17 protein-coding genes are annotated in these 20,637 nt (G+C 30.4%); 12 read left to right on the forward strand and 5 right to left on the reverse strand.

Annotated features, from left to right (window positions below; all coding sequences use genetic code 11):
- The first annotated feature begins 76 nt into the window (after positions 1-76).
- From H9W90_RS14555 to H9W90_RS14580, 6 genes are all read left to right on the forward strand, one after another.
- Complete coding sequence (locus H9W90_RS14555; RefSeq protein WP_187482300.1) at positions 77-634, forward strand: DUF2911 domain-containing protein; 558 nt, start codon at positions 77-79, stop codon at positions 632-634.
- Positions 635-748: 114 nt separating this feature from the next.
- Positions 749-4,108 carry a leucine--tRNA ligase gene (locus H9W90_RS14560; RefSeq protein ID WP_187482301.1) on the forward strand — a complete coding sequence of 1,120 codons (3,360 nt, stop codon included), beginning with the start codon at positions 749-751 and terminating at the stop codon, positions 4,106-4,108.
- A 10-nt stretch (positions 4,109-4,118) separates the two neighbouring features.
- Positions 4,119-4,616 carry a lipocalin family protein gene (locus H9W90_RS14565; RefSeq protein ID WP_187482302.1) on the forward strand — a complete coding sequence of 166 codons (498 nt, stop codon included), beginning with the start codon at positions 4,119-4,121 and terminating at the stop codon, positions 4,614-4,616.
- Positions 4,617-4,729: 113 nt separating this feature from the next.
- The gene (locus H9W90_RS14570; protein WP_187482303.1) at positions 4,730-5,191 is read left to right on the forward strand and encodes a hypothetical protein; all 462 of its coding nucleotides are present in this window, start codon (positions 4,730-4,732) and stop codon (positions 5,189-5,191) included.
- A 51-nt stretch (positions 5,192-5,242) separates the two neighbouring features.
- Positions 5,243-6,652 carry a sensor histidine kinase gene (locus H9W90_RS14575; protein ID WP_187484009.1) on the forward strand — a complete coding sequence of 470 codons (1,410 nt, stop codon included), beginning with the start codon at positions 5,243-5,245 and terminating at the stop codon, positions 6,650-6,652.
- Between the two features lie 57 nt (positions 6,653-6,709).
- On the forward strand, positions 6,710-7,483 hold the full coding sequence (locus tag H9W90_RS14580) for an enoyl-CoA hydratase/isomerase family protein (RefSeq protein WP_187482304.1): 774 nt from the start codon (positions 6,710-6,712) through the stop codon (positions 7,481-7,483).
- A gap of 114 nt (positions 7,484-7,597) precedes the next feature.
- Here H9W90_RS14580 and H9W90_RS14585 read toward each other — a convergent pair whose 3' ends face one another.
- Positions 7,598-8,182, reverse strand: a complete 585-nt coding sequence (locus H9W90_RS14585; RefSeq protein WP_187482305.1) for a hypothetical protein — start codon at positions 8,180-8,182, stop codon at positions 7,598-7,600.
- 267 nt (positions 8,183-8,449) lie between these two features.
- Positions 8,450-9,037, reverse strand: a complete 588-nt coding sequence (locus tag H9W90_RS14590; RefSeq protein ID WP_254712505.1) for a T9SS type A sorting domain-containing protein — start codon at positions 9,035-9,037, stop codon at positions 8,450-8,452.
- Between the two features lie 190 nt (positions 9,038-9,227).
- Between H9W90_RS14590 and H9W90_RS14595 the strand changes: the two genes are divergently transcribed.
- Complete coding sequence (locus H9W90_RS14595) at positions 9,228-10,100, forward strand: AraC family transcriptional regulator (protein WP_187482306.1); 873 nt, start codon at positions 9,228-9,230, stop codon at positions 10,098-10,100.
- Between the two features lie 167 nt (positions 10,101-10,267).
- Positions 10,268-10,441, forward strand: coding sequence for a hypothetical protein (locus H9W90_RS14600; RefSeq protein WP_187482307.1), 174 nt, complete (start codon positions 10,268-10,270; stop codon positions 10,439-10,441).
- A 154-nt stretch (positions 10,442-10,595) separates the two neighbouring features.
- Here H9W90_RS14600 and H9W90_RS14605 read toward each other — a convergent pair whose 3' ends face one another.
- The 3 genes from H9W90_RS14605 to H9W90_RS14615 all read right to left on the reverse strand — a co-directional run bounded on the left by H9W90_RS14605 (position 10,596) and on the right by H9W90_RS14615 (position 11,999).
- The gene (locus H9W90_RS14605; RefSeq protein WP_187482308.1) at positions 10,596-11,255 is read right to left on the reverse strand and encodes an HD domain-containing protein; all 660 of its coding nucleotides are present in this window, start codon (positions 11,253-11,255) and stop codon (positions 10,596-10,598) included.
- A gap of 1 nt (position 11,256) precedes the next feature.
- A complete protein-coding gene (locus H9W90_RS14610; RefSeq protein ID WP_088352813.1) occupies positions 11,257-11,496 on the reverse strand; it encodes a hypothetical protein in 240 nt (79 codons plus the stop codon).
- 92 nt (positions 11,497-11,588) lie between these two features.
- A complete protein-coding gene (locus H9W90_RS14615; protein WP_187482309.1) occupies positions 11,589-11,999 on the reverse strand; it encodes a BrxA/BrxB family bacilliredoxin in 411 nt (136 codons plus the stop codon).
- A 309-nt stretch (positions 12,000-12,308) separates the two neighbouring features.
- Here H9W90_RS14615 and H9W90_RS14620 point away from each other — a divergent pair, with 309 nt between their 5' ends.
- The 4 genes from H9W90_RS14620 (at position 12,309) to H9W90_RS14635 (ending at position 20,560) form a co-directional block, all read left to right on the forward strand.
- The gene (locus H9W90_RS14620; RefSeq protein WP_187482310.1) at positions 12,309-13,064 is read left to right on the forward strand and encodes a TerB family tellurite resistance protein; all 756 of its coding nucleotides are present in this window, start codon (positions 12,309-12,311) and stop codon (positions 13,062-13,064) included.
- A gap of 87 nt (positions 13,065-13,151) precedes the next feature.
- Positions 13,152-14,471: an IgGFc-binding protein gene (locus H9W90_RS14625; protein ID WP_187482311.1), complete on the forward strand. Its 1,320-nt coding sequence runs from the start codon at positions 13,152-13,154 to the stop codon at positions 14,469-14,471.
- Between the two features lie 9 nt (positions 14,472-14,480).
- Positions 14,481-15,542, forward strand: a complete 1,062-nt coding sequence (locus tag H9W90_RS14630; RefSeq protein WP_187482312.1) for a DUF11 domain-containing protein — start codon at positions 14,481-14,483, stop codon at positions 15,540-15,542.
- A 236-nt stretch (positions 15,543-15,778) separates the two neighbouring features.
- Positions 15,779-20,560, forward strand: a complete 4,782-nt coding sequence (locus H9W90_RS14635) for a DUF11 domain-containing protein (protein WP_187482313.1) — start codon at positions 15,779-15,781, stop codon at positions 20,558-20,560.
- The last annotated feature ends 77 nt before the right edge of the window (positions 20,561-20,637 follow it).

Below are 20,637 nucleotides of genomic sequence, written 5' to 3' on the forward strand. Positions count from 1 at the left end.
TTAGTAGCTTTTTATTGTAATGATTTCTATTTTTGATAGACTTGAAAATAATAATCTAATTAAAATATAATATTAAATGAAAAAATCTATTTTATCACTTGTAATTTTTGCAATTACATTTTTAATGTCTTCAGAATTAACAGCGCAGAAATTCCCAAAAATGGATGTTAGTCCAATGGACGCAGCAGCATATCCTAATAATTGGAAAGAATCAGAAAAACTAGTAAAAGTTGTTTACAGTCGTCCACAGTTAAAAGGAAGAGCTTTAGATAAATTAGCACCAAAGGACAAAGTTTGGAGAACTGGCGCAAATGAAGCTCCAGAAATTACTTTTTACAAAACAGTAGATTTTGGTGGTAAAAAAGTTGAAGCAGGAACTTACACTTTATTTACAATACCTCAAGATGGTAATTGGACAGTGATATTAAGCAATCAAAAAAACATTTGGGGGTCATATTTTTATGATGAAAAACAAGATGTTTTAAGAGTTCCTGGTAAAGTGTCTAAAACAAAAGATAGTATTGAAGCATTTTCTATTGTTTTTGATGGAGAAGAAGATGAAGCAACAATGCATTTAGGTTGGGAAAATACAGTAGTTTCTGTTCCTGTAGTCTATGAAAAACTAGAAGAATAGAGTTTTAAACTCAAAAGAATTTTTAAAAAAGCTGCAATTATTAATTGCGGCTTTTTTATGCTTTATACTTTGGTATAATAAACGTAAATTTGCCGCTTAAATTTAGAAGTTACAATGCAATACAATCATCAAGAAATAGAAAAGAATTGGCAAAAATTTTGGGCAGAAAACCAAACTTTTAAAGCCAGTAATGAAAGTGAGAAACCAAAGTATTATGTACTAGACATGTTTCCTTACCCAAGTGGAGCAGGTTTACATGTTGGGCATCCTTTAGGATATATTGCAAGTGATATTTATGCACGTTACAAACGTCACCAAGGATTTAATGTTTTGCATCCTCAAGGTTATGATTCTTTTGGTTTGCCAGCAGAACAATATGCAATACAAACTGGGCAACATCCAGCAAAAACTACGGAAGCAAACATTGCAACTTATAGAAAACAATTAGATAAAATTGGTTTTTCTTTTGATTGGTCTCGTGAAGTACGAACTTCTAATCCAGAATATTATAAATGGACACAGTGGATTTTTATTCAATTGTTTAATTCTTGGTATAACAAAGATTCAGACAAAGCTGAAGATATTTCAACTTTAGAAAAACTCTTCAAAAAAGAAGGGAATTCTAAAGTAAATGCAGTTTGTGATGAAGATATAAAACCTTTTTCTGCGGAAGAATGGAAAGCATTCTCAAAAACAGAACAAGAAGAAATTTTATTACAATACAGATTAACATTTTTGTCAGATACAGAAGTAAACTGGTGTCCTGCTTTAGGAACTGTTTTAGCAAATGACGAAATTGTAAACGGAGTTTCAGAACGTGGAAGTCATCCAGTCATTCGTAAAAAAATGACACAATGGTCTATGCGAATTTCTGCATACGCACAACGTTTGTTAGATGGATTAGAAACTATAGATTGGCCACAACCTTTAAAAGATTCTCAAACCAATTGGATTGGACGTTCTCAAGGAGCAATGGTTACTTTTAAGGTTGATAATGGAAGTGAAAAACAATCGAATGAAGTAAAATTATCTTACAAAGAATTAGAAGCTTTAAAAGAAATAAGACAAAATTCTACAAAAGCAGAAACGACACTTTGGAACGAATTAAAGAATAAAAAAGGAGCTTCAAAATTTAGAAGAAAATATACAATAGGTACATTTTTAGTGGATTATGTATGTGTTTCTAAAAATTTAATTGTTGAATTTTCTGGAAAAGAAGATGAAGAAGCAAGAACAACTTATTTTAATAATGAAGGCTTTAATGTAATTCGTTTTACAAATGAAGAGGTTCTTAAAAATGTAGAAAAAGTTGTTTCAGAAATTAATTTTGCAATTCAGTTTCCAAAAGTAACGGTTAATGAAACTTCAAAAAAAGAAGTTTTAAAAGAGGAAAATCAATATAAAATTGATGTTTTTACAACAAGACCAGATACAATTTACGGAGTAAGTTTTATGACTTTAGCTCCAGAACACGAATTGGTGTCAAGAATCGTGACAGATAAGCAAAAGGACGAGGTTAATGCGTATATAGAAGCAACAGCAAAACGTTCTGAACGTGATAGAATGGCAGATGTAAAAACCATATCTGGAGCATTTACAGGAGCGTATGCAATTCATCCTTTTTCTGGTGAAAAAATTCAAATTTGGATTGGAGATTACGTTTTGGCAGGTTATGGAACAGGAGCAGTTATGGCAGTTCCTTGTGGAGACCAACGTGATTATGATTTCGCAAAACATTTCGGAATTCCAATTCCTAATATTTTTGAAGGTGTAGATATTTCTGAAGAAGCGCACACAGATAAAGAAGGAACTAAAATTGCAAATTCAGATTTTTTATCAGGATTAAAATACAAGAAAGCATTAAAATTAGCCATTTTCGAAATGGAAAAACGTGGTTTTGGTTATGGAAAAATAAACTACAGATTGCGTGATGCTGTTTTTAGCAGACAACGTTATTGGGGAGAACCTTTTCCAGTATTTTACAAAGACGGAATGCCACAAATGATTGACGCAAAACACTTGCCAATCGTCTTGCCAGAAGTAGAAAAATACTTGCCAACTGAAGATGGAAAACCACCTTTAGGAAACGCAACAGAATGGGCTTGGGATTCTCGTGGAAATAAAGTTGTTTCTAACGAAAAGTTGAAAAACAAAACAGTGTATCCTTTAGAATTAAACACAATGCCAGGTTGGGCAGGAAGTTCTTGGTATTTTAATAGATATATGGATTCGCAAAATTCCACAGCATTTGCAAGTAAAGAATCTTTAGATTATTGGAAAGAAGTAGATTTATATATTGGAGGTTCAGAACATGCAACAGGGCATTTATTATACGCTCGTTTTTGGCAGAAATTCTTGTTCGATAAAGGAATTGTTCCTGTAGATGAATTTGCGAAGAAACTAATCAATCAAGGAATGATTTTAGGAACTTCTGCTTTTGTATATAAAGCAACTCCTTTTATTAAAAATGGTTGTGGTTGTTCTGATGAAAAATCTAATGATGATATTATCGCAGAAATACCAACCGTATTTGTTTCTAAAAATTTATTTTCTAATGATGATGAATTTGAAACTGTTGTAAAAAACTACTTATTAGATAATAAATTATTGAATCCTAATTATGCAGATTTAGTAATGATTACCAAAACACCTATACATTCAGATGTTTCTTTGGTAAATTCTTCAGATGAATTAGATGTAGATGGTTTTAAAAATCATCCTTTAAATGCAGATTATAAAAATGCTGAATTCATTTTAGAAGATGGTGTTTACAAAGTTGGTAGAGAAGTAGAAAAAATGTCTAAATCTAAATACAATGTTGTAAATCCTGATGATATTGTAAGAGAATATGGAGCAGATGCTTTGCGTTTGTTCGAAATGTTTTTAGGGCCATTAGAACAAGCAAAGCCTTGGAAAACTTCTGGTATATCTGGTGTATATTCTTTCTTAAAGAAATTATGGAAATTATATGTTTCTGAAGATGGCGTAATTGTATCCGAAGAAAAAGCAACTAAAAACGAACTAAAAGTTTTACATAAAACAATTAAAAAAGTACAAGAAGATATAGAGAATTTCTCTTTTAATACCTCTGTTTCTACGTTTATGATTGCTGTAAACGATTTAACAGGCTTAAAATGTAATAAGAAAGAAATTTTAGAACCTTTATTGGTTTTATTATCTCCTTACGCACCTCATATTTCAGAAGAATTATGGAGTAAATTAGGAAATAAAGAGTCAATTTCAACAGCTCCTTTTCCAGTTTTTGATGAAAAACATTTAATAGAAAGTTCTAAAAATTACCCAATATCTTTTAACGGAAAAATGCGTTTTACTTTAGAGCTTCCTTTAGATTTATCAAAAGAAGAAATAGAAAAAACAGTTTTAGAAAACGAAAAAACAATTGCGCAATTAGAAGGTAGAACTCCTAAAAAAATTATTATTGTTCCTGGGAAAATTGTAAACATAGTTGGTTAAAAAGTTAATTATGAAAAGACTTCTATTATCTACATTTATACTTTTAATAATAATTTCTTGTTCAAAAAATGAAGAATTAGAAGGGGAACCAGAAATAATAGATCCAAGAGAATCTTATTTTGCAGAGGCAATTATTGGCTCTTGGTCAATTAATACTGTAAAAGTAGATGGGCAAATATTTCTTTATCCTCATACAGATAGTTGTAAAAAAGATTTTTTTCAATTTTACAACGAACAAGGTAAAGAGTTTGATTTTGAAGAAACAATAGTACTCAATTGCGATAATTGTGCTCCTTGTGCAACTTCAACAACAAATTTAAGATGGGAATTATCGGGAGCAATTATTAAGTTTTATTTTGGAGAACAATATGTAACTAAATATAAGCTAATAGATGTTACAGAGACAGAATTTACTTATCAATTAGAAATTGATTATGATAATGATGGAGATTTAGATGTACTCGAAATTAGTGCAGAGTATTATGATCCTTATGGCAATTTTGATTAGCAAGTTTAACTTTTTATTGAAATAGATAAAATTATAGCTGTTGTGAAATATTTCTCAACAGCTTTTTTGTGATTTGTTATTTAGCTATCTTGTCAATCTAAAATATATATAAGGTGAAAACAAAGAATTTTATATTAATTATTATTTTCGGAACGTTTTTTGTTGCTTGTAAGAAAGAAAAAACTGTAAAAGAATATATGATAAATAGTTGGCAAACTTCGTATTTAAAATTAGAAATGCCAACCTATCAAAAATCTGACTCTTTAAATGTTTATGAAGACAAGTTCGACAACAATCCAGAATTAGTAGCGCAATCTAAATACAATGAAGATGGTACATTTTCTGCTTGGTTTTTAAATAAAAAAGGAGAACATATATCTAGCTCTAAAGGAAAATGGAATGTTGTAAATGACTCTCTTTTTGTTGAATTTAATTATGGAGGAAGAGATATGAAAGTAAGTTATCATATTACAAAAACTGAAGAAGGTTTTTTAGGAAAAAGCAAGTACGATTGGGATGAAGATGGAGATTTTGATGATTTACTAACTATGAAAACAACAATTATAAAAAAATAAAATTTGATTCATTTTAAAAATATTTCTTTAAGAATACGTATTTTTTTATCAATGATTTTGTTGGTATTGTTGGCATCAGTTTTAATATTGGTGGTAACAATTTATCAATATGATGAGCAAACAAAAGATTATAATATTCAGCGTTTTGAAAGAAAGGAAGCAATTACCAAAGAAATAATAGAGTTAGAATTAAAAAATAAAACAACTTACCCTGTAAATACAGAAAATTTACCTAAAATTTTTCAAGAACGTATTTATGAAATATCTTCCATAAATAGATTAAATATCTCTATTTATAATTTGAATGGTAAGCTATTGAAATCATCGATTGCAAGTGCTTTCGAGAAAATAAATGTTGAGGCAATTCCAGATAATATTCTAAAAGAATTAGCTCAAAATTCAAACCATAGAATTCTTAAGAATAGACAAGAAGATGGTATTGGTTATCAATCTTCTTACTCGTATATTAATGATCCAAAGTTTAAACGAATAGGTATTTTAGAATTGCAGTTTACCCAAGATAATTCAGAAATTGAACATGAGTTAAAAGAATTTATGTATCGCTTGAGTTTGGTTTATTTATTAATGTTTATCATAGCAATTGCACTCGCATATTTCTTATCTAGTTACATTACAAGATCTATAAAAACTATTTCAGATAAAATGCAGCAGACGCGATTAAACGAGCGAAATGAAAAAATTATTTTAGATAAAGCAAGTTCAGAAATAGAAGTTTTAGTTGAAGCTTACAATAGTATGATAGATCAGCTAGAAGAAAGTGCTGTGAAATTAGCTAAAAGTGAGCGTGAACAAGCTTGGCGAGAAATGGCAAAACAAGTTGCCCACGAAATTAAAAACCCGTTAACTCCTATGAGATTAACGGTGCAAAGTTTCGAGCGAAAATTTAATCCTCAAGACAAGAATTCTAAAGAAAAGCTGGCAGAATATAGTCAGACTTTAATTCAGCAAATAGATGTAATGAGTTCAATTGCTTCTGCATTTTCAGATTTTGCTAAAATGCCATCTCAAAAAAGAGAAAAAATAGATGTTATTGAGGTAGTAAAATTAGCTTTAGATATTTTTAACGAAGATGCAGTTAAATATCTTCCGCAAGAAAAAGAGTTGTTTGCAAATTTAGATAAAACACAGCTAATTAGAATAGTAACAAACTTAATTAAAAATGCTTCGCAAGCAATTGGTAATGAAGAAAACCCTATAATTGAAGTTAAGGTTTTAGCAGAAGGAAATTCAGTTAAAATAATAGTTTCAGATAATGGAAAAGGAATTCCAGATGAGGTAAAAGAATTAATTTTTGAACCTAAATTTACCACCAAAACAAGTGGAATGGGATTAGGTTTAGGAATTATAAAAAATATTATTGAAGCGTATGATGGAACTATTTCCTTTACTTCTAAAGAAGGAGTTGGAACGGTTTTTACAGTGATTTTACCAAAAACATAAATACATTGTAGTTATAGTTTTTAATAAGTTATATTTTATTAATAAAAATTTTTAAAAATGAATTTCGAAAATATTTTAGTTGAAAAACAAAACGGATTAGCAAGAGTAATCATTAACCGCCCAAAAAAATTAAATGCATTAAACAAAGCAACCATAGAAGAATTACACGAAGTTTTTGAGTCTCTAGAAGATGATGAGGATGTAAGAGTAATTATATTAACTGGAAGTGGAGAAAAGGCCTTCGTAGCTGGTGCGGATATTTCAGAATTTGCTCATTTTTCTATAGAAGAAGGTGCAACTTTAGCAAGAGCAGGGCAAGAAATGTTGTTTGATTATGTAGAGAATTTAGCAACTCCAGTAATTGCAGCTGTTAATGGTTTTGCTTTAGGTGGTGGTTTAGAGTTGGCAATGTCTTGTCACTTTAGAATAGCATCTGACAATGCAAAAATGGGTTTACCGGAAGTTTCATTGGGTGTAATTCCAGGTTATGGAGGTACACAACGTTTGCCACAATTAGTTGGTAAAGGAAAAGCTATGGAATTGATTATGACTGCTGGAATGATTTCTGCACAAGAAGCTAAAGAATGTGGTTTGGTAAATCATGTAGTTTCTCAAGAAGAATTATTACCACTTGCAGAAAAAATCGCAGGTAGAATTATGCGAAATTCTTCTGTTGCAATTAGTGCTGCAATTAGAGCAGTAAATGCAAATTTTGAAGACGGAGTAAATGGATTTGATATAGAAATTGATGAGTTTGGTGAGTGTTTTGGTACAGAAGATTTTAAAGAAGGTACCACTGCATTTTTAGAAAAAAGAAAACCAAATTTTTAAAGAAATTCCTTTTAATTGCTGAGGAGTAATAATAAAATAAAAAAAGCGAGTCAATTAAGGCTCGCTTTTTTTATCAAATCATAGCAATAATTTGAATTAGTAAGGTTCTATTTGTTAGATTTTAAAATCTTGTGTGTAAGATTTTTTATTAGTATTTACCACTACTCTGTATGTTCCTTTTTGTTCATTAGAAACCTTGTACACTCTGTTTAGAATTTCTTTTGTATCTACAATAGTTTCAGAGTAAATTACGTCATCTTTATAGTAAATTGTTACTTCTACTGGCTTGTGGCTGAAAGATATTTTAGAAATTAAAACCAATTCGTTTTGAGTTCTAATAACTGGTTTAAATTCCGTTTCATCATCAGAAGTAAAAATAACAGTTCCGTTTTCTACTTTAAAAGATTTTTTAATGATTTCGAAATCTTTCTCTAATTCTGCAATATAATTTCCAGAAGTTAAAGCAGAAAGATCAAATATTTTAGAAAATGTTCCTGCATTCTTAATTTCTGACGAGTATAAAATAACACCATTTCTTTGTTTAATGGTTAATGTGTTTCCTTTTTTAACAGCGTTAAATTCAACTTTTACTCTTTTTCCATCAATTGATTTAAAAGAAGTGTTGCTTTCATTTGCGTAACCTAATAATGTTCCTAACATTAATGCTACTACTATGTAATTTTTAATTGTTGTTTTCATTTTTCTTTTTTTTACTTGTTATTGATACTACAAATCTATGGTAGTTTTAAATGTCTGAAAACATCTAAATTGACAAGTATGTGTGCTAAATTATCAATATTATTTAATGTTAATTTAATGTAAAGTTAAAATAGAATATAATAGAGGTAATTCTATTTACTATGCATGCATAGTTAAAATAATAGAAAAAGAAAAAGCGAGTCATTTATGACTCGCTTTTCTCATCAAAATATAGCAGTGTTTTGATGACCAATTAACTATTCTTTTTTAGATTGAAAAATCTTTTATGTACATTCTGTTGTTTGTATTAATAACAACTTTATAATTTCCTTTTTCAGTTTCAGATAATTTGTATACTCTACTTAAGATATCATTTCCATTAACAGTTTCAGATAGAATAACTTCATCTTTATAATAGATAACAACATTTAAAGGTTTGTTATTAAAGTCTATTTTAGAAATTAAAACCAAGTTTTCTTCATTTCTAATAACTGGTTTAAATACTTTGTTATTTTCTTCACTTAAAAAAGTTACGTTTCCGTTTTCTACCTTAAAAGTTTTAATTAAGATTTCATAATCTTTATTTAATTCTGCAGTATAAATTCCATTTTTTAAAGCAGTTAAATTAAAAAATCTTGAATAAGTACCAGAGTTTTCAATTTTTTGATTGTATACTTGACTTCCGTTTTCATCATTAATAGTAATAGTTTGTCCTTTTTTTACAGACTTAAATTCAACCTTTACTTTTTTTGCATCTAAAACAGTTGTAGATGTATTGTTCTCATTTGCGTAACCTATTAATGTTCCTAACATTAATACTACTAATAAACTTCTTTTCATTTTTGTTTTCATCATTTGTCATTTTATCAATTAATAACACTGCAAATTTATAGCAGATTTTAACGCCTCAAAACATCAAAATTGATAGGTTTATGTGCTAAATTATCATTTTTAGCTATGTTAAATTCGTGTTAAGTTAAAATAACATACAAAAGAGGTAATTTTATATATGTTATTATTTTTAAGTGTTGTATTTTTGTAGCATATGATTCAAAAGAAGCCTACATTAGAAAAAATTACGCCAAATTTTGGAAGCTCATTGTTAGTTAAAAAACATATAGAGTTTTTAAAAGAGAACACACCATTTTGGCATTTTCATCCAGAAATAGAGTTGGTGTACGTTAATAAAGGTAAAGGTAAGAGACATATTGGTAATCATGTTAGTTATTTTAATAATAGCCAATTAGTATTAATAGGTTCTAATTTACCACATGTTGGTTATTTAGATCGTTTAACTACAAATGGTTCAGAAACCTTAATACAGTTTTCTCCAGATTTTTTAGGAAAAGAGTTTTTTAAAATTCCTGAAATGATTGCAATAGATTCATTGTTTGAAAGAGCCAAAAAAGGAATTCGTTTCAATATAGAAATTAAACAAAGAATTGGTGCAAAAATTGAAAAGCTTGTAGAGCTAGAAGGAGTAAATAGAATCTCTTCTTTTTTAGAAATCTTAAATGATTTAGCAACAACGGAAGACTATACTTTATTAAATGCAAATGGTTTTGCTTTCGAAACCATACCACAAGACAGTAATAAAATAGAAATTATTTACAAGCATATTAATGAGCACTTTAAAGAACATATTAGTTTAGATGAGATTGCAGAATTAGCAAGTATGACTGTTCCTGCATTTTGTAGATACTTTAAAAAATCTACTGGAAAAACGTTTACAAAATTGGTAAATGAATATAGAGTTGTACATGCTACAAAATTATTGGCAGAAAGTACAATGAGTATTGCCGATGTAAGTTTCGAGTGTGGTTTTAATAATTTTTCTCACTTTAATAAACTCTTTAAAAATTTTACAGGAAAAAGTGCTTCTAAATATAGAAGTGAAATGAAAAATTTAATTCAATAAAAAAGTATAATACAAAAACTGAATTTTATTAGCCAAAATACATAAAGTTCACATAAACGTTTTTGGTTCTTTTCTATTTTTTTTTATAAACGTAATTTGCATAAAAGTTTGCACTTATTTTTAGAAACCAAATATTGAATCATGTTCATTAATTAAAAAGATGCGAAATGAAAGATAAAATAGAAGAAACCTTAAATTATTATACTTTTAAAAGTAATGATATTTTAAATTATATAAATTCAAGTACAAATTTAACTGTAGATGAAATTATAGAGAAATCCGCAAAACTTTCTGAATTGGAATATAAAATTATAGCTTTAGAAGCCGCAAAGGAAAATTAAATTTTAAAAATTGTTTTTAGAAGCTTTAAAGGAGGTTTGTAAAGGTGAGTCTTACAATTTACTTAGGGAAAATTAATAAGCTTTTAAATAGGTGTTAAAAAAAGCCTTTTTGCATAATTAAAATCTATAACAATTATTTTTGTATTAGAATTAATTATTTAACACCATTCCATTCATTATAAAACTGATTTAGAAATTGCTCCATATAATTATGTCTGTCAGTAGCAATTCGTTTTCCAGAATTGGTGTTCATTTTATCTTTTAATAATAACAATTTTTCATAAAAATGATTAATTGTTGGTGCAGAAGACTTTTTATATTCTTCTTTTGTCATATTTAAGTTTGGTAAAATTTCTGGATCGTACAGAGCCCTATTTTTAAAACCGCCATAATTAAAACAACGTGCAATACCAATAGCACCAATTGCGTCTAATCTATCTGCATCTTGAACAACTTCAAGTTCTTTGGACGTAAATTTTTCACCATTTTTATCAAATGAATTTTTATAAGAAATATGGTTGATTATGTTTACAACATGTAAAATTGTTTCTTTGTTAACTTTCTGTTTTTCAAGAAATTCAGTAGCTAATTTAGGCCCAATAGTCTCATCTCCATTGTAAAACTTAGGGTCTGCAATGTCATGTAATAATGCAGCTAAAGAAACTACAAAAACGTTTACATCTTCTTCTCTAGAAATTAAAATTGCGTTTTTAAAAACACGTTCTATATGAAACCAATCATGCCCACCTTCAGCATCTTTTAACTCTTCTTTTACAAATAAAATAGTGTTTTCAATTACTTTTTCTTCGTTCATTTTATTTTCTTAAAGCAAGTTCTTTTTTAATTTTTTTAATTTCAAAAAACATTATTACACTCATAGGAGCAAAGAATAATGGTAAAAAGGTTTGAAAAGAAACACCTTCATCAATAGAAGAAAAAATTGCCAAAACAACCATTAATAAAACCACAATTGTTTGTACAACAAATAAGATTTTTTGTGTTTTTAATTTCTTTTGTAATTCTTTTACGGTGTAAGTAGAAAGCAAAGATGCCATAGTTTTAAATTTTTATAAAAATAAAAAAATCCACTCTAAAAGAATGGATTTTTAAAATTCTTTCCTTCAAAAAAAAAGGATTTATTGTAAGTCTAACAAAACTCTTCGTAAGCTTGTGCTAAATTCTGTGCAATCATTTGTGCAGAACGACCTTCAATATGGTGTCTTTCTAACATGTGTACTAAATTTCCGTCTTTAAACAACGCCATTGCTGGAGAAGAAGGAGGAAAAGGAATCATAAATTCACGTGCTTTTTGTGTAGATTCTTTCTCTACACCTGCAAAAACAGTTGTTAAATTATCAGGAGTTTTTTCTGCACCTAAAGAAGCAATTGCTCCTGGTCTTGCAGTTCCTGCAGCACAACCACAAACCGAGTTTACAACCACTAAAGTTGTTCCTTTTTTTGCCATTGCTTTTTCTACGTCTTCACCTGTATATAATGCTTCAAAACCTGCGTTAATTAACTCGTCACGCATTGGTTTTACTAATTCTTCTGGATACATAATTTTTAATTTAATTCTTTGCAAAGATACTTAATATTTTCTTTTTTAGGGCGTGCCCATTTTTAAAAATACTATTCCGTTATCACTACATTCTATTTTAAAAAATCGTCAGGCTTTCCGCACTCGCTTTTTTTCTAAAAAAGAAAAAAGAGCTCAAACAAATGCTTCAATCCTTCACGCAGAATGTTAACCCTTTGTGTTAAAAGTATTAAGGATTTAAAAGTTCAATAAACATAATGGTTCTAAACAAACTTTAAAAGGAACTTTGTAACTTTGCTACCTTGTAATTATAAAGAAAGAGAATAGAATATGGCAAATTTCACAAAATGGTTGGGTGCAGGATTAGGATTTACTTTAGGTGGTCCAATAGGTGCAGCAATAGGTTTTGCAATAGGTAGTTTTGTAGATGGTTTTTCCGAAAAAGATCTGCTTTTAGAGCAAGGAGAATATCAAAGTAAAACCCAAAATAACAGACATGTAAACACGCAATCTGGAGATTTTGAAATGAGTTTGCTTGTTTTGGCATCTATAGTTATAAAATCAGATGGTAAAATAGACAAACGCGAATTAGAATTTGTACGTGCTCAATTTTTAAGTATGTATGGTAAAGAAAGAGCCAACAATGCTTTTAAATTATTTAAAGGAATTGTAAAGAAAGAAATCTCTGCAAGACAGGTTTGTATTCAAATTAGAGAACACATGTCTCATGCATCTCGTTTACAATTACTTCACTTTTTATTCGGAATTGCAAAAGCAGACGAATTTGTAACCGAAAAAGAAGTTGAAGAAATTAGAAAAATAGCAGGGTATTTGTATATCAATCAGCGAGATTTTACCTCTATAAAGGCAATGTTTTATGATGAGTCTGACAATGCTTATAAAATTTTAGAAATTACAAAATCTGCAACAGATGATGAGTTAAAATCTGCTTACAGAAAAATGGTGAAAAAATACCATCCAGACAAATTACAAGATTTAGGAAAAGAGCATTTACAAGGAGCTAAAGAAAAGTTTCAAAGCATACAAACAGCTTACGAGAAAATAAAAAAAGAAAGAGGTTTGTAAGTTATGGCTTAAAAAACCTACTTTAATTGTGCTTATTTTTTTTCACTTATTTTTGATTGAATTTTCCCCCCGAAAAAATTGCGTTATATGAATATATTGAATCGTAAATTATTTACTGTTCTTAAAATGTTATTGTTTTTAGGTGTCACTTTATTTAGTGTGCAATCTTATGCGCAATTAGATAGTGAGCATTATCTACCACCCTTAAAGCAAGTATCTAATAATCAAGGAATTGTTCAGCAAGCCGTTTATTTTTCAACTCCAGAAACTACTCCGTTTTCTATAGAAATTTACAGGGGTACAAGTACAACTCCTTTGTTAACAATAACGGGTTTATCTAAAGGAAATGGTAAAATATTTGATAATTCTAACGGATTAGGAAATGGTGATAACAATATTACTTTATTAACTAATGCAAATACAGGTAAAGTTTTAACGAATGCAGGGCTAAGAATTATATCACCAAGTGGAAAGAAATTTTATGTAAATTATAGAGGAAGGTCTTCTGCACAGGCAGGTTCTTTAACGTCCAAAGGTTCTAAAGCAAAAGGTGTAGATTTTAGGTGGGGTGGTATTCCAAACAGAGCAAGAAATACAAATTTAACAACCAGTTTAGGAATGATGGCAACAGAAGATGGAACCGTTGTTACAGTTTCTGGCTACGATCCAAATTGTAAATTTAGACTAGGAACTGCAAGAGGAGGAATTACTGCAGATTCGCAAACAATTACTTTAAATAAAGGAGAAACTTTTGTTTTAGAAGCTGCAAAAAATGAAACCACAGCAAATATAGATGGCTGGTTGGGATCAAAAATACATGCGACTAAACCTATTGTAATTAGTAATGGAGGTTTAAATGTAGGGATAAGGAGTACAAGTGGGAATAGAGATGTAGGTATAGACCAACCTGTGGGTGTTGCCTCTTTAGGAAGAGAATATGTTTTTGTAAGAGGTTTAGGGTCTAATGAAACAGAGTTTCCTATAATTGTAGCTACCCAAAATAATACAGATGTTTTTGCAGGAAATACAAAAATAGGTACAATTAACGATGGAGATTATATAGAAATTCCTGGTAGTTACTATTCTTCTGGAAATGCCGGTGCAAGTATGTTTGTAACTACTTCTAAAGAAGTTTATGCATACCAATGTTTGCAAGGAGCTACAAATAAAATACAAACAATTGGTATGAATTTTATTGCTCCAGTAAATTGTTTGTTACCAAATTTAATGGATGAAATTTCTGATATTGATAAGATTGCTGGTGCTAACTCTAATATCTCTGCAATTACAATAATAGCATCTTCTTTAACGGCAGATGCTAATATAGTAGTTAGAGAAAATGGTGTTAGAGTAGCTTTACCAACTCCAACAGTTCCTGCAGGAACGTCCGATTGGAAAACCTTTTAGGTTACAGGTTTGGCCGGAGAAATAGACGTAACTTCTACAGGTCCAATTGCAGTAGGTACTTTCATGAGTTTAGGTTCTAATGCCGGTTTGGCGGGTTATTTTTCAGGTTTTGATACTGTTCCAGTTGTAGGTGTTCAAATTACTGGTGGTGGTTGTTATCCTGCAGGTGATTTAGAAGAAGAAACTAAAAGTTTTGATGCCTATCAATGGTATAAAAATAACGTTATAATTGCTGGTGCAACTTCTGCAACATATACGCCTACTGGAATAGGAGAATATAATGTTATTGTAACCGAAGGAACTTGTTCTTATTCGTCTAAAATTGTATCTGTTTATAATTGTGACCCAGATATTGTGGTTTCTAAAACAAGTGATATTACAGGAACAGTTACAGATGGAGATATCATCAATTTTACAGTTACTGTAGAAAGTTTTGGATTGCAACCAGTAACAAATTTAGTGGTAAAAGATATTTTTCCAACAGAATTAGATTTAATTAGTGTAACGCCAAGCCAAGGAACATGGAATAGTCCAGATTGGACTATTGGAACTATGGAAGCTGGTGAGCTTTTTACATTAAAATTTGTTTCTAAAGTTCCTAATAAACCTTCAGAAGGAACTTTTTCTAACGTGGTATCTAACACCCAAGATCAAATAGATACTAATCTTTCTTCAGACGATTTAACAGAAAACTTTACAATAACAGCCAAGAAGATAGATTTAAGCTTGCTAAAAACAGTAGATAAAAGCATTGTAAAACTTGGTGATAATGTTATTTTTACGTTAAGAATTACTAATAAAGGAACAGATATTGCAACTGGTGTTCAAGTAAAAGATTTGTTGCCTACTGGTTTAAATTATGATGCAGTAAACACTATAATTCCAACAAATACAACTTATGATTCAAGTACAGGTATTTGGGATTTTTCAAACAAAAATATAGCTGTAAATGAGTGGTTAGAGTTAAAGATAAGTGCTACAGTTGCTTCTTTAAATATTGTTTTAAACGAAACAGAAGTTTTTAAAACTGAACAAAAAGATGTGGATTCTTCACCTAACTCTTCTAATTAGACTAATTTTTTTGAAATTTTAATAGTTGATAGCTATTTTTTTTATCTTATTAACACCTTATTAACATTTTCCTTAAATTTTATTGTATAAATCAATTTTCTACTTTACATTTGTCTTTGTGCCCCCAATATGCCTTTGTTTTCAATTAAAACATTTATTTTTTTAAATAAAGGCATATTGGGGGCATTTTTTTTATCAATTTTTTTAGAAATTATAGTTTAGTTAAAACAGTATATATGAAGAAAAAATACTTATTACAAGCCTGTAGTACTGTAAAACAGTTTTTTTTGCTTGCAAAAAGTAAAACAATATTAAATATTGTTTTACTTTTTGTATTTAGTTTTGTTAATACAATTACCGCACAAGATAGTTTTGAAACTGACTTTGATGGTTGGTTGCAAGTCTCTGGAGATGATATGAATTGGACACGTGATTCTCTAGGGACTCCAAGTTCTAACACTGGTCCTAGTTCAGGTTCAGATGGCGATTTTTATCTTTTCATAGAGGCATCAAATAATTCGGGTAAAAAAGCATGGTTAGAGAAAGAGTTTGATTTAACTGGAAAACAAAAATCTCAACTTAATTTTGATTACCACATGTATGGTTCTAATATGGGAACTTTAAACGTGCTGGTTAACAAAAATGGTGTTTTAACAAATGTTTTTAGTAGATCTGGTGATAAAGGAAATGCTTGGCAATCTACTATAGCAGACTTAAGTGCTTTTGATGGAGATGTAATAAAAATTAGATTCGAAGGAATTGTAGGGGGTAATTTTAGAAGTGATGCTGCAATAGATAATATTTCAGTTACTTCTGCACCAGATACAGATGGTGATGGTGTTATTGATGATAATGATGCAGATGCTGATAATGATGGTATTTTAGATGTAGATGAAGGCTGTAATGCGGTTACAAGTTCATCTTTTAGTTTGGTTCCAGCAGAAAGTGTTTTAGGAAACGTAAATGCTGGTGGTAAATTAGTCTATAAAGATGCTGCTGGTAATAAAGTTGTTTTAGAAGCTGCAGGAACTGCTGGTAGTAATAACGTTGTAGGTGTTGGTCCTAGTGATGGTACAATAATTACAGATATAAATACAGGACAAATTGTTTTTGAAATAGGTGCAAATGGTAGTGCAGAAGACCAACCAAAGCTTAAAGTTACAACGTTTTCTGCAGATGGAGTTCCATTTCAAGTTACCTCAATTGGTTTAGTAGGTATTGGTAATATGGATAATTCTGAAGCACAAGATGCAATTGCTATAGATATTCCTGGAACATGGTCTAATCTAACATCAGCAGGTAATACTTTAGGGTCAGCTCAAATTACAACTTCTCCAATAGGTGCTACACCCGTTAACAATGTTACACAAACAGAGTTAGATAATTTCGATTTTACAAATTTTGTAGAACAAGGTGCAGTGTCTGAAGTAATTTTTAATAACGCAGATAACAATGTTCAATTTGGCTATAATGCTACATTTTCGCCTACAAATCCAACAAGTTCATTTAACTTAATTGTAGACGATATAAATATAGATGATGGTGTTGGTAGAAATATTGTTGCAGAACTATCTACAACATCAATTTCTGTTGCTGCTATTTATTGTAGAGATACAGATAGTGACGGAATACCAGACTATTTAGATACAGATTCAGATGGAGATGGATGTAGTGATGCAGATGAAGCATATTTTGGAACTGTAACAAATGCAGATACAGACGATAATGGAACTTATGGTTCAGGAACTCCAACAGTAGATGGTGTTGGAAAGGTTTCAGGAGCTGCCTATACTAGTCCAAACTCATATTATATAGATGCAAGTGTAAACGCTTGTTTTGATAATGATAATGATGGAGTTCCTGATTCTGTAGATTTAGATGATGATAACGATGGTATTTTAGATTCGGTAGAAGAAAACTGTGTTACAGCCACATCTGGTTCTTACGATTGGGATACAGATTTTGGGGTGTCTGCTTCTAGTACAGATCTTTCAGGGAATTTACCTTTGGTTTCTAGTCTTAAAGACAATCAAAGATTAACAGTTTCTTTTGCTGATAACCCAGCAAATCCTGGTTTAGAGTTTATGACCATAGAAAATGCTTTTGGTTTAGGAACTGTGCTTCAAATTGCAAATGCACCAGGAGAAACAGGTGGTGGTATAACAACCTTTTCTTTTACAAATGAAGTAAGGAATTTAACCTTTACCATGCAAGATATAGATGCAAGAGGTAACGATTTTAAAGATAAAATAGTTATTCAAGCAACAAAATTAGATGGCTCAATAATAAGTATTTCAGAAGCAACAAACGTTACTTTTAGTGGTTCTGCAGTAAACTATGATGGTAACAATACATTTGTAGGAACTGGAGATGTTACAAATTCAAATCCTGGAGATGGTGTTTTATCACTTACGTTTCCGGAAGCAATAACAGAAATAAGCTTTCAATATTTTAACGATTTAACAAGCCCAAATACAAGACAAAGAATAGGTATTGCAGATTTACAATATACATTGGTTTGTGATACGGATATAGACAAAGATGGAATTCCAAATAGTTTAGATCTAGATTCTGATAACGATGGTTGTTTCGATGCAATTGAAGGGGCAGATAATTTATTAGCAACAGCAGTAGATTCTGATGGAAGATTAACAGGAACAGTAAATAATCAAGGAGTTCCAAATAATGTTAACCAAACTAATGGTCAACCAATAGGAACCTCTTTAGATCAGGCTACAAGAGATACCAATGGACAATGTGATATTGACAATGATGGTGTTATAGATAGTGATGATAAATGTGATGGTTTTGATGATGCTTTAGATAACGATTCAGATGGTGTTCCTGATGGTTGTGATTTAGATGATGATAATGATGGAATTACTGATGTAATTGAAGGAGCTGAAGCGAAAGTTTGGGATATAAATGGTTCAAATTTATCATTGGTTTCAGGAGGGCAAACATCTACAATGACTTTTACAACAACCTCTGCAACTGCACCAACCGGAAATGATAGTTTTGATTTTTATAATATAGATGAAGATCTTGCTACTGGTGTAACAGATACTTATACCATAACAAGCACGCTACCTTTAAGAGAGGTTAATTTTCAATTGCTAGGTTTAGGTAATAGCGGTGCTGCTGTAACATCTACCCTAGGAAATTTTGTAATTACGTTGGCAGATGGAACTGTGGTTAATGATGCAGATTTTAGAGTAATGTTTGGACGCTTTCCAGGCTCACCTTTCAATATAGGACCACCAGTAACAGAAGGAGTTTTAAAGAAAGTAACCATTGGAGGTAAAAAATACGTGGAAGATGCTACAAATAACACATCAGGTAGACAGGCAACAGGTTTTTTACAATTTCCTAATGAAGAAGCCTTAAATAAAGGTATTGTTTCTATTCAATTTGATTTTTTCGGTTCAGGAGTAGATCCCTTAGGAATACAATTACAAGCTAAAATTATAAAAGACACTGATAAAGACGGTATTACAGACGATATAGATTCAGATTCAGATGGAGATGGTTGTAGTGATGCAGATGAAGCTTATTATGGTTCAGTAAATAATGCAGATGCAGATAACAATGGTTTTTATGGCTCTGGTACACCAGCTGTAGATAATTCTAACGGAAAAGTTTCAGGAGCTTCATATTCAACTCCTAATGCAAATTATTTAGACGCGAGTGTAAATACTTGTTTAGACAATGATAATGATGGTGTTGCAGATTTTGCAGATTTAGATGATGACAATGATGGTATTATAGATACAGCAGAGTGTGCCACATTTCTTCGAGCTTCTAATGGAGATTTTAATGTTGATATTACTGGTTCTAACCCTGTATTTACCCAAAGTTTTGCAAATTCTTTTTCAATAACTTATACAAACACAGGTGGTTCATCAATTGCACCTTATTCAGAACCAATAAAAGATGCAGATGAACTTTACGCAATAGGTACACAGTTTAAGTACGTTTATCCAAATGAAGGTTCTACCCAAGAAATGACCTTTTCTTCGCCAGTGAAATTGAAATTCATGGTTACAGATATCGATCAACTAGGAGAAAAACATAGAGTAACAGTTTACGATAAAGCTGGTGCTGTTATTTCTAACCCAGAAAATTACATAGTTAATACTGCACAAGGTACTAAAGGAACCACTTTTGCTTCTAGAGTACCAGTATTTTATAACGATTTAGGCGAGGATGTTACAAAAGATGGGACATTAGATGATGATTATGTAGAATTATCTCAACCAAATAACAAAGATAATGATACGTTTACTAGAAAAAACCTTGTCTTTTTTGATTTTAAAGAATTAGAAATCTCTAAAATAGTTGTACAAAATTTAAGTACTTCAGGTCAACCTGGGTTTTTATTTGATTCAATAACTGCAGCTTGTGATACAGATTTAGATGGTATTCCAGATTACCAAGATACAGATTCAGACAATGATGGTTGTCCAGATGCAATCGAAGCAGCTGGAGATATACAGTTAAGTCAACTTACAGCTTTTGCAGGAGGAAGTGTTGGAGGTAGTTTAGATAATTTAGGATTAACATCTGACGCAGAAGGTAATCCAATAGTTAGTGGTGCTGGTTATGAACAAAACAATACAGCAGCAGTTTTAGACGCAAATGATAAAACAGCGTGTTCCATAGATTTAAGTGTTACAAAAACGGTAAACAAACCAATAAAGAAAGTTGGTGAAAAAATAGTATTTACAATTACACTTAAAAATGATGGTAATCAACCAGCAACAAATGTAAATGTTATAGACTTATTACCAACAGGTTTAACCTATGATGCAGCAACTACAGTTATACCAACAAATACAACCTATGATTCTAGTACTGGTATTTGGGACTTAAGCCTATTAACACTGGCCAAGGGAAGTAGTTATCAATTAAAAATTGGCGCAACTGTTAATACAGCTGGTACAATATATACAAATAAAACAGAAGTTTTCTCTACAACAGAAACAGACATAGACTCAACTCCTAACAGCAACAACTAATTAATATATAGATGAAAAATATGCACAAGCTTTTCAACTTTAACAAAATAAGGGTAATAAACACAAAGAAATTTCTT

The organism is Polaribacter pectinis (assembly GCF_014352875.1).
Taxonomy (GTDB): Bacteria; Bacteroidota; Bacteroidia; order Flavobacteriales; family Flavobacteriaceae; genus Polaribacter; species Polaribacter pectinis.

What these genes read in the sequence shown, in the direction of transcription:
- H9W90_RS14620 (WP_187482310.1), top strand. Translation starts at nt 12,309, where the DNA reads ATGGCAAATTTCACAAAATGGTTGGGTGCAGGATTAGGATTTACTTTA.
- H9W90_RS14580 (WP_187482304.1), top strand. Translation starts at nt 6,710, where the DNA reads ATGAATTTCGAAAATATTTTAGTTGAAAAACAAAACGGATTAGCAAGA.
- H9W90_RS14555 (WP_187482300.1), top strand. Translation starts at nt 77, where the DNA reads ATGAAAAAATCTATTTTATCACTTGTAATTTTTGCAATTACATTTTTA.
- H9W90_RS14565 (WP_187482302.1), top strand. Translation starts at nt 4,119, where the DNA reads ATGAAAAGACTTCTATTATCTACATTTATACTTTTAATAATAATTTCT.
- H9W90_RS14625 (WP_187482311.1), top strand. Translation starts at nt 13,152, where the DNA reads ATGAATATATTGAATCGTAAATTATTTACTGTTCTTAAAATGTTATTG.
- H9W90_RS14590 (WP_254712505.1), bottom strand. Translation starts at nt 9,037, where the DNA reads ATGATGAAAACAAAAATGAAAAGAAGTTTATTAGTAGTATTAATGTTA.
- H9W90_RS14615 (WP_187482309.1), bottom strand. Translation starts at nt 11,999, where the DNA reads ATGTATCCAGAAGAATTAGTAAAACCAATGCGTGACGAGTTAATTAAC.
- H9W90_RS14600 (WP_187482307.1), top strand. Translation starts at nt 10,268, where the DNA reads ATGAAAGATAAAATAGAAGAAACCTTAAATTATTATACTTTTAAAAGT.
- H9W90_RS14605 (WP_187482308.1), bottom strand. Translation starts at nt 11,255, where the DNA reads ATGAACGAAGAAAAAGTAATTGAAAACACTATTTTATTTGTAAAAGAA.
- H9W90_RS14585 (WP_187482305.1), bottom strand. Translation starts at nt 8,182, where the DNA reads ATGAAAACAACAATTAAAAATTACATAGTAGTAGCATTAATGTTAGGA.
- H9W90_RS14635 (WP_187482313.1), top strand. Translation starts at nt 15,779, where the DNA reads ATGAAGAAAAAATACTTATTACAAGCCTGTAGTACTGTAAAACAGTTT.
- H9W90_RS14575 (WP_187484009.1), top strand. Translation starts at nt 5,243, where the DNA reads ATGATTTTGTTGGTATTGTTGGCATCAGTTTTAATATTGGTGGTAACA.
- H9W90_RS14610 (WP_088352813.1), bottom strand. Translation starts at nt 11,496, where the DNA reads ATGGCATCTTTGCTTTCTACTTACACCGTAAAAGAATTACAAAAGAAA.
- H9W90_RS14595 (WP_187482306.1), top strand. Translation starts at nt 9,228, where the DNA reads ATGATTCAAAAGAAGCCTACATTAGAAAAAATTACGCCAAATTTTGGA.
- H9W90_RS14560 (WP_187482301.1), top strand. Translation starts at nt 749, where the DNA reads ATGCAATACAATCATCAAGAAATAGAAAAGAATTGGCAAAAATTTTGG.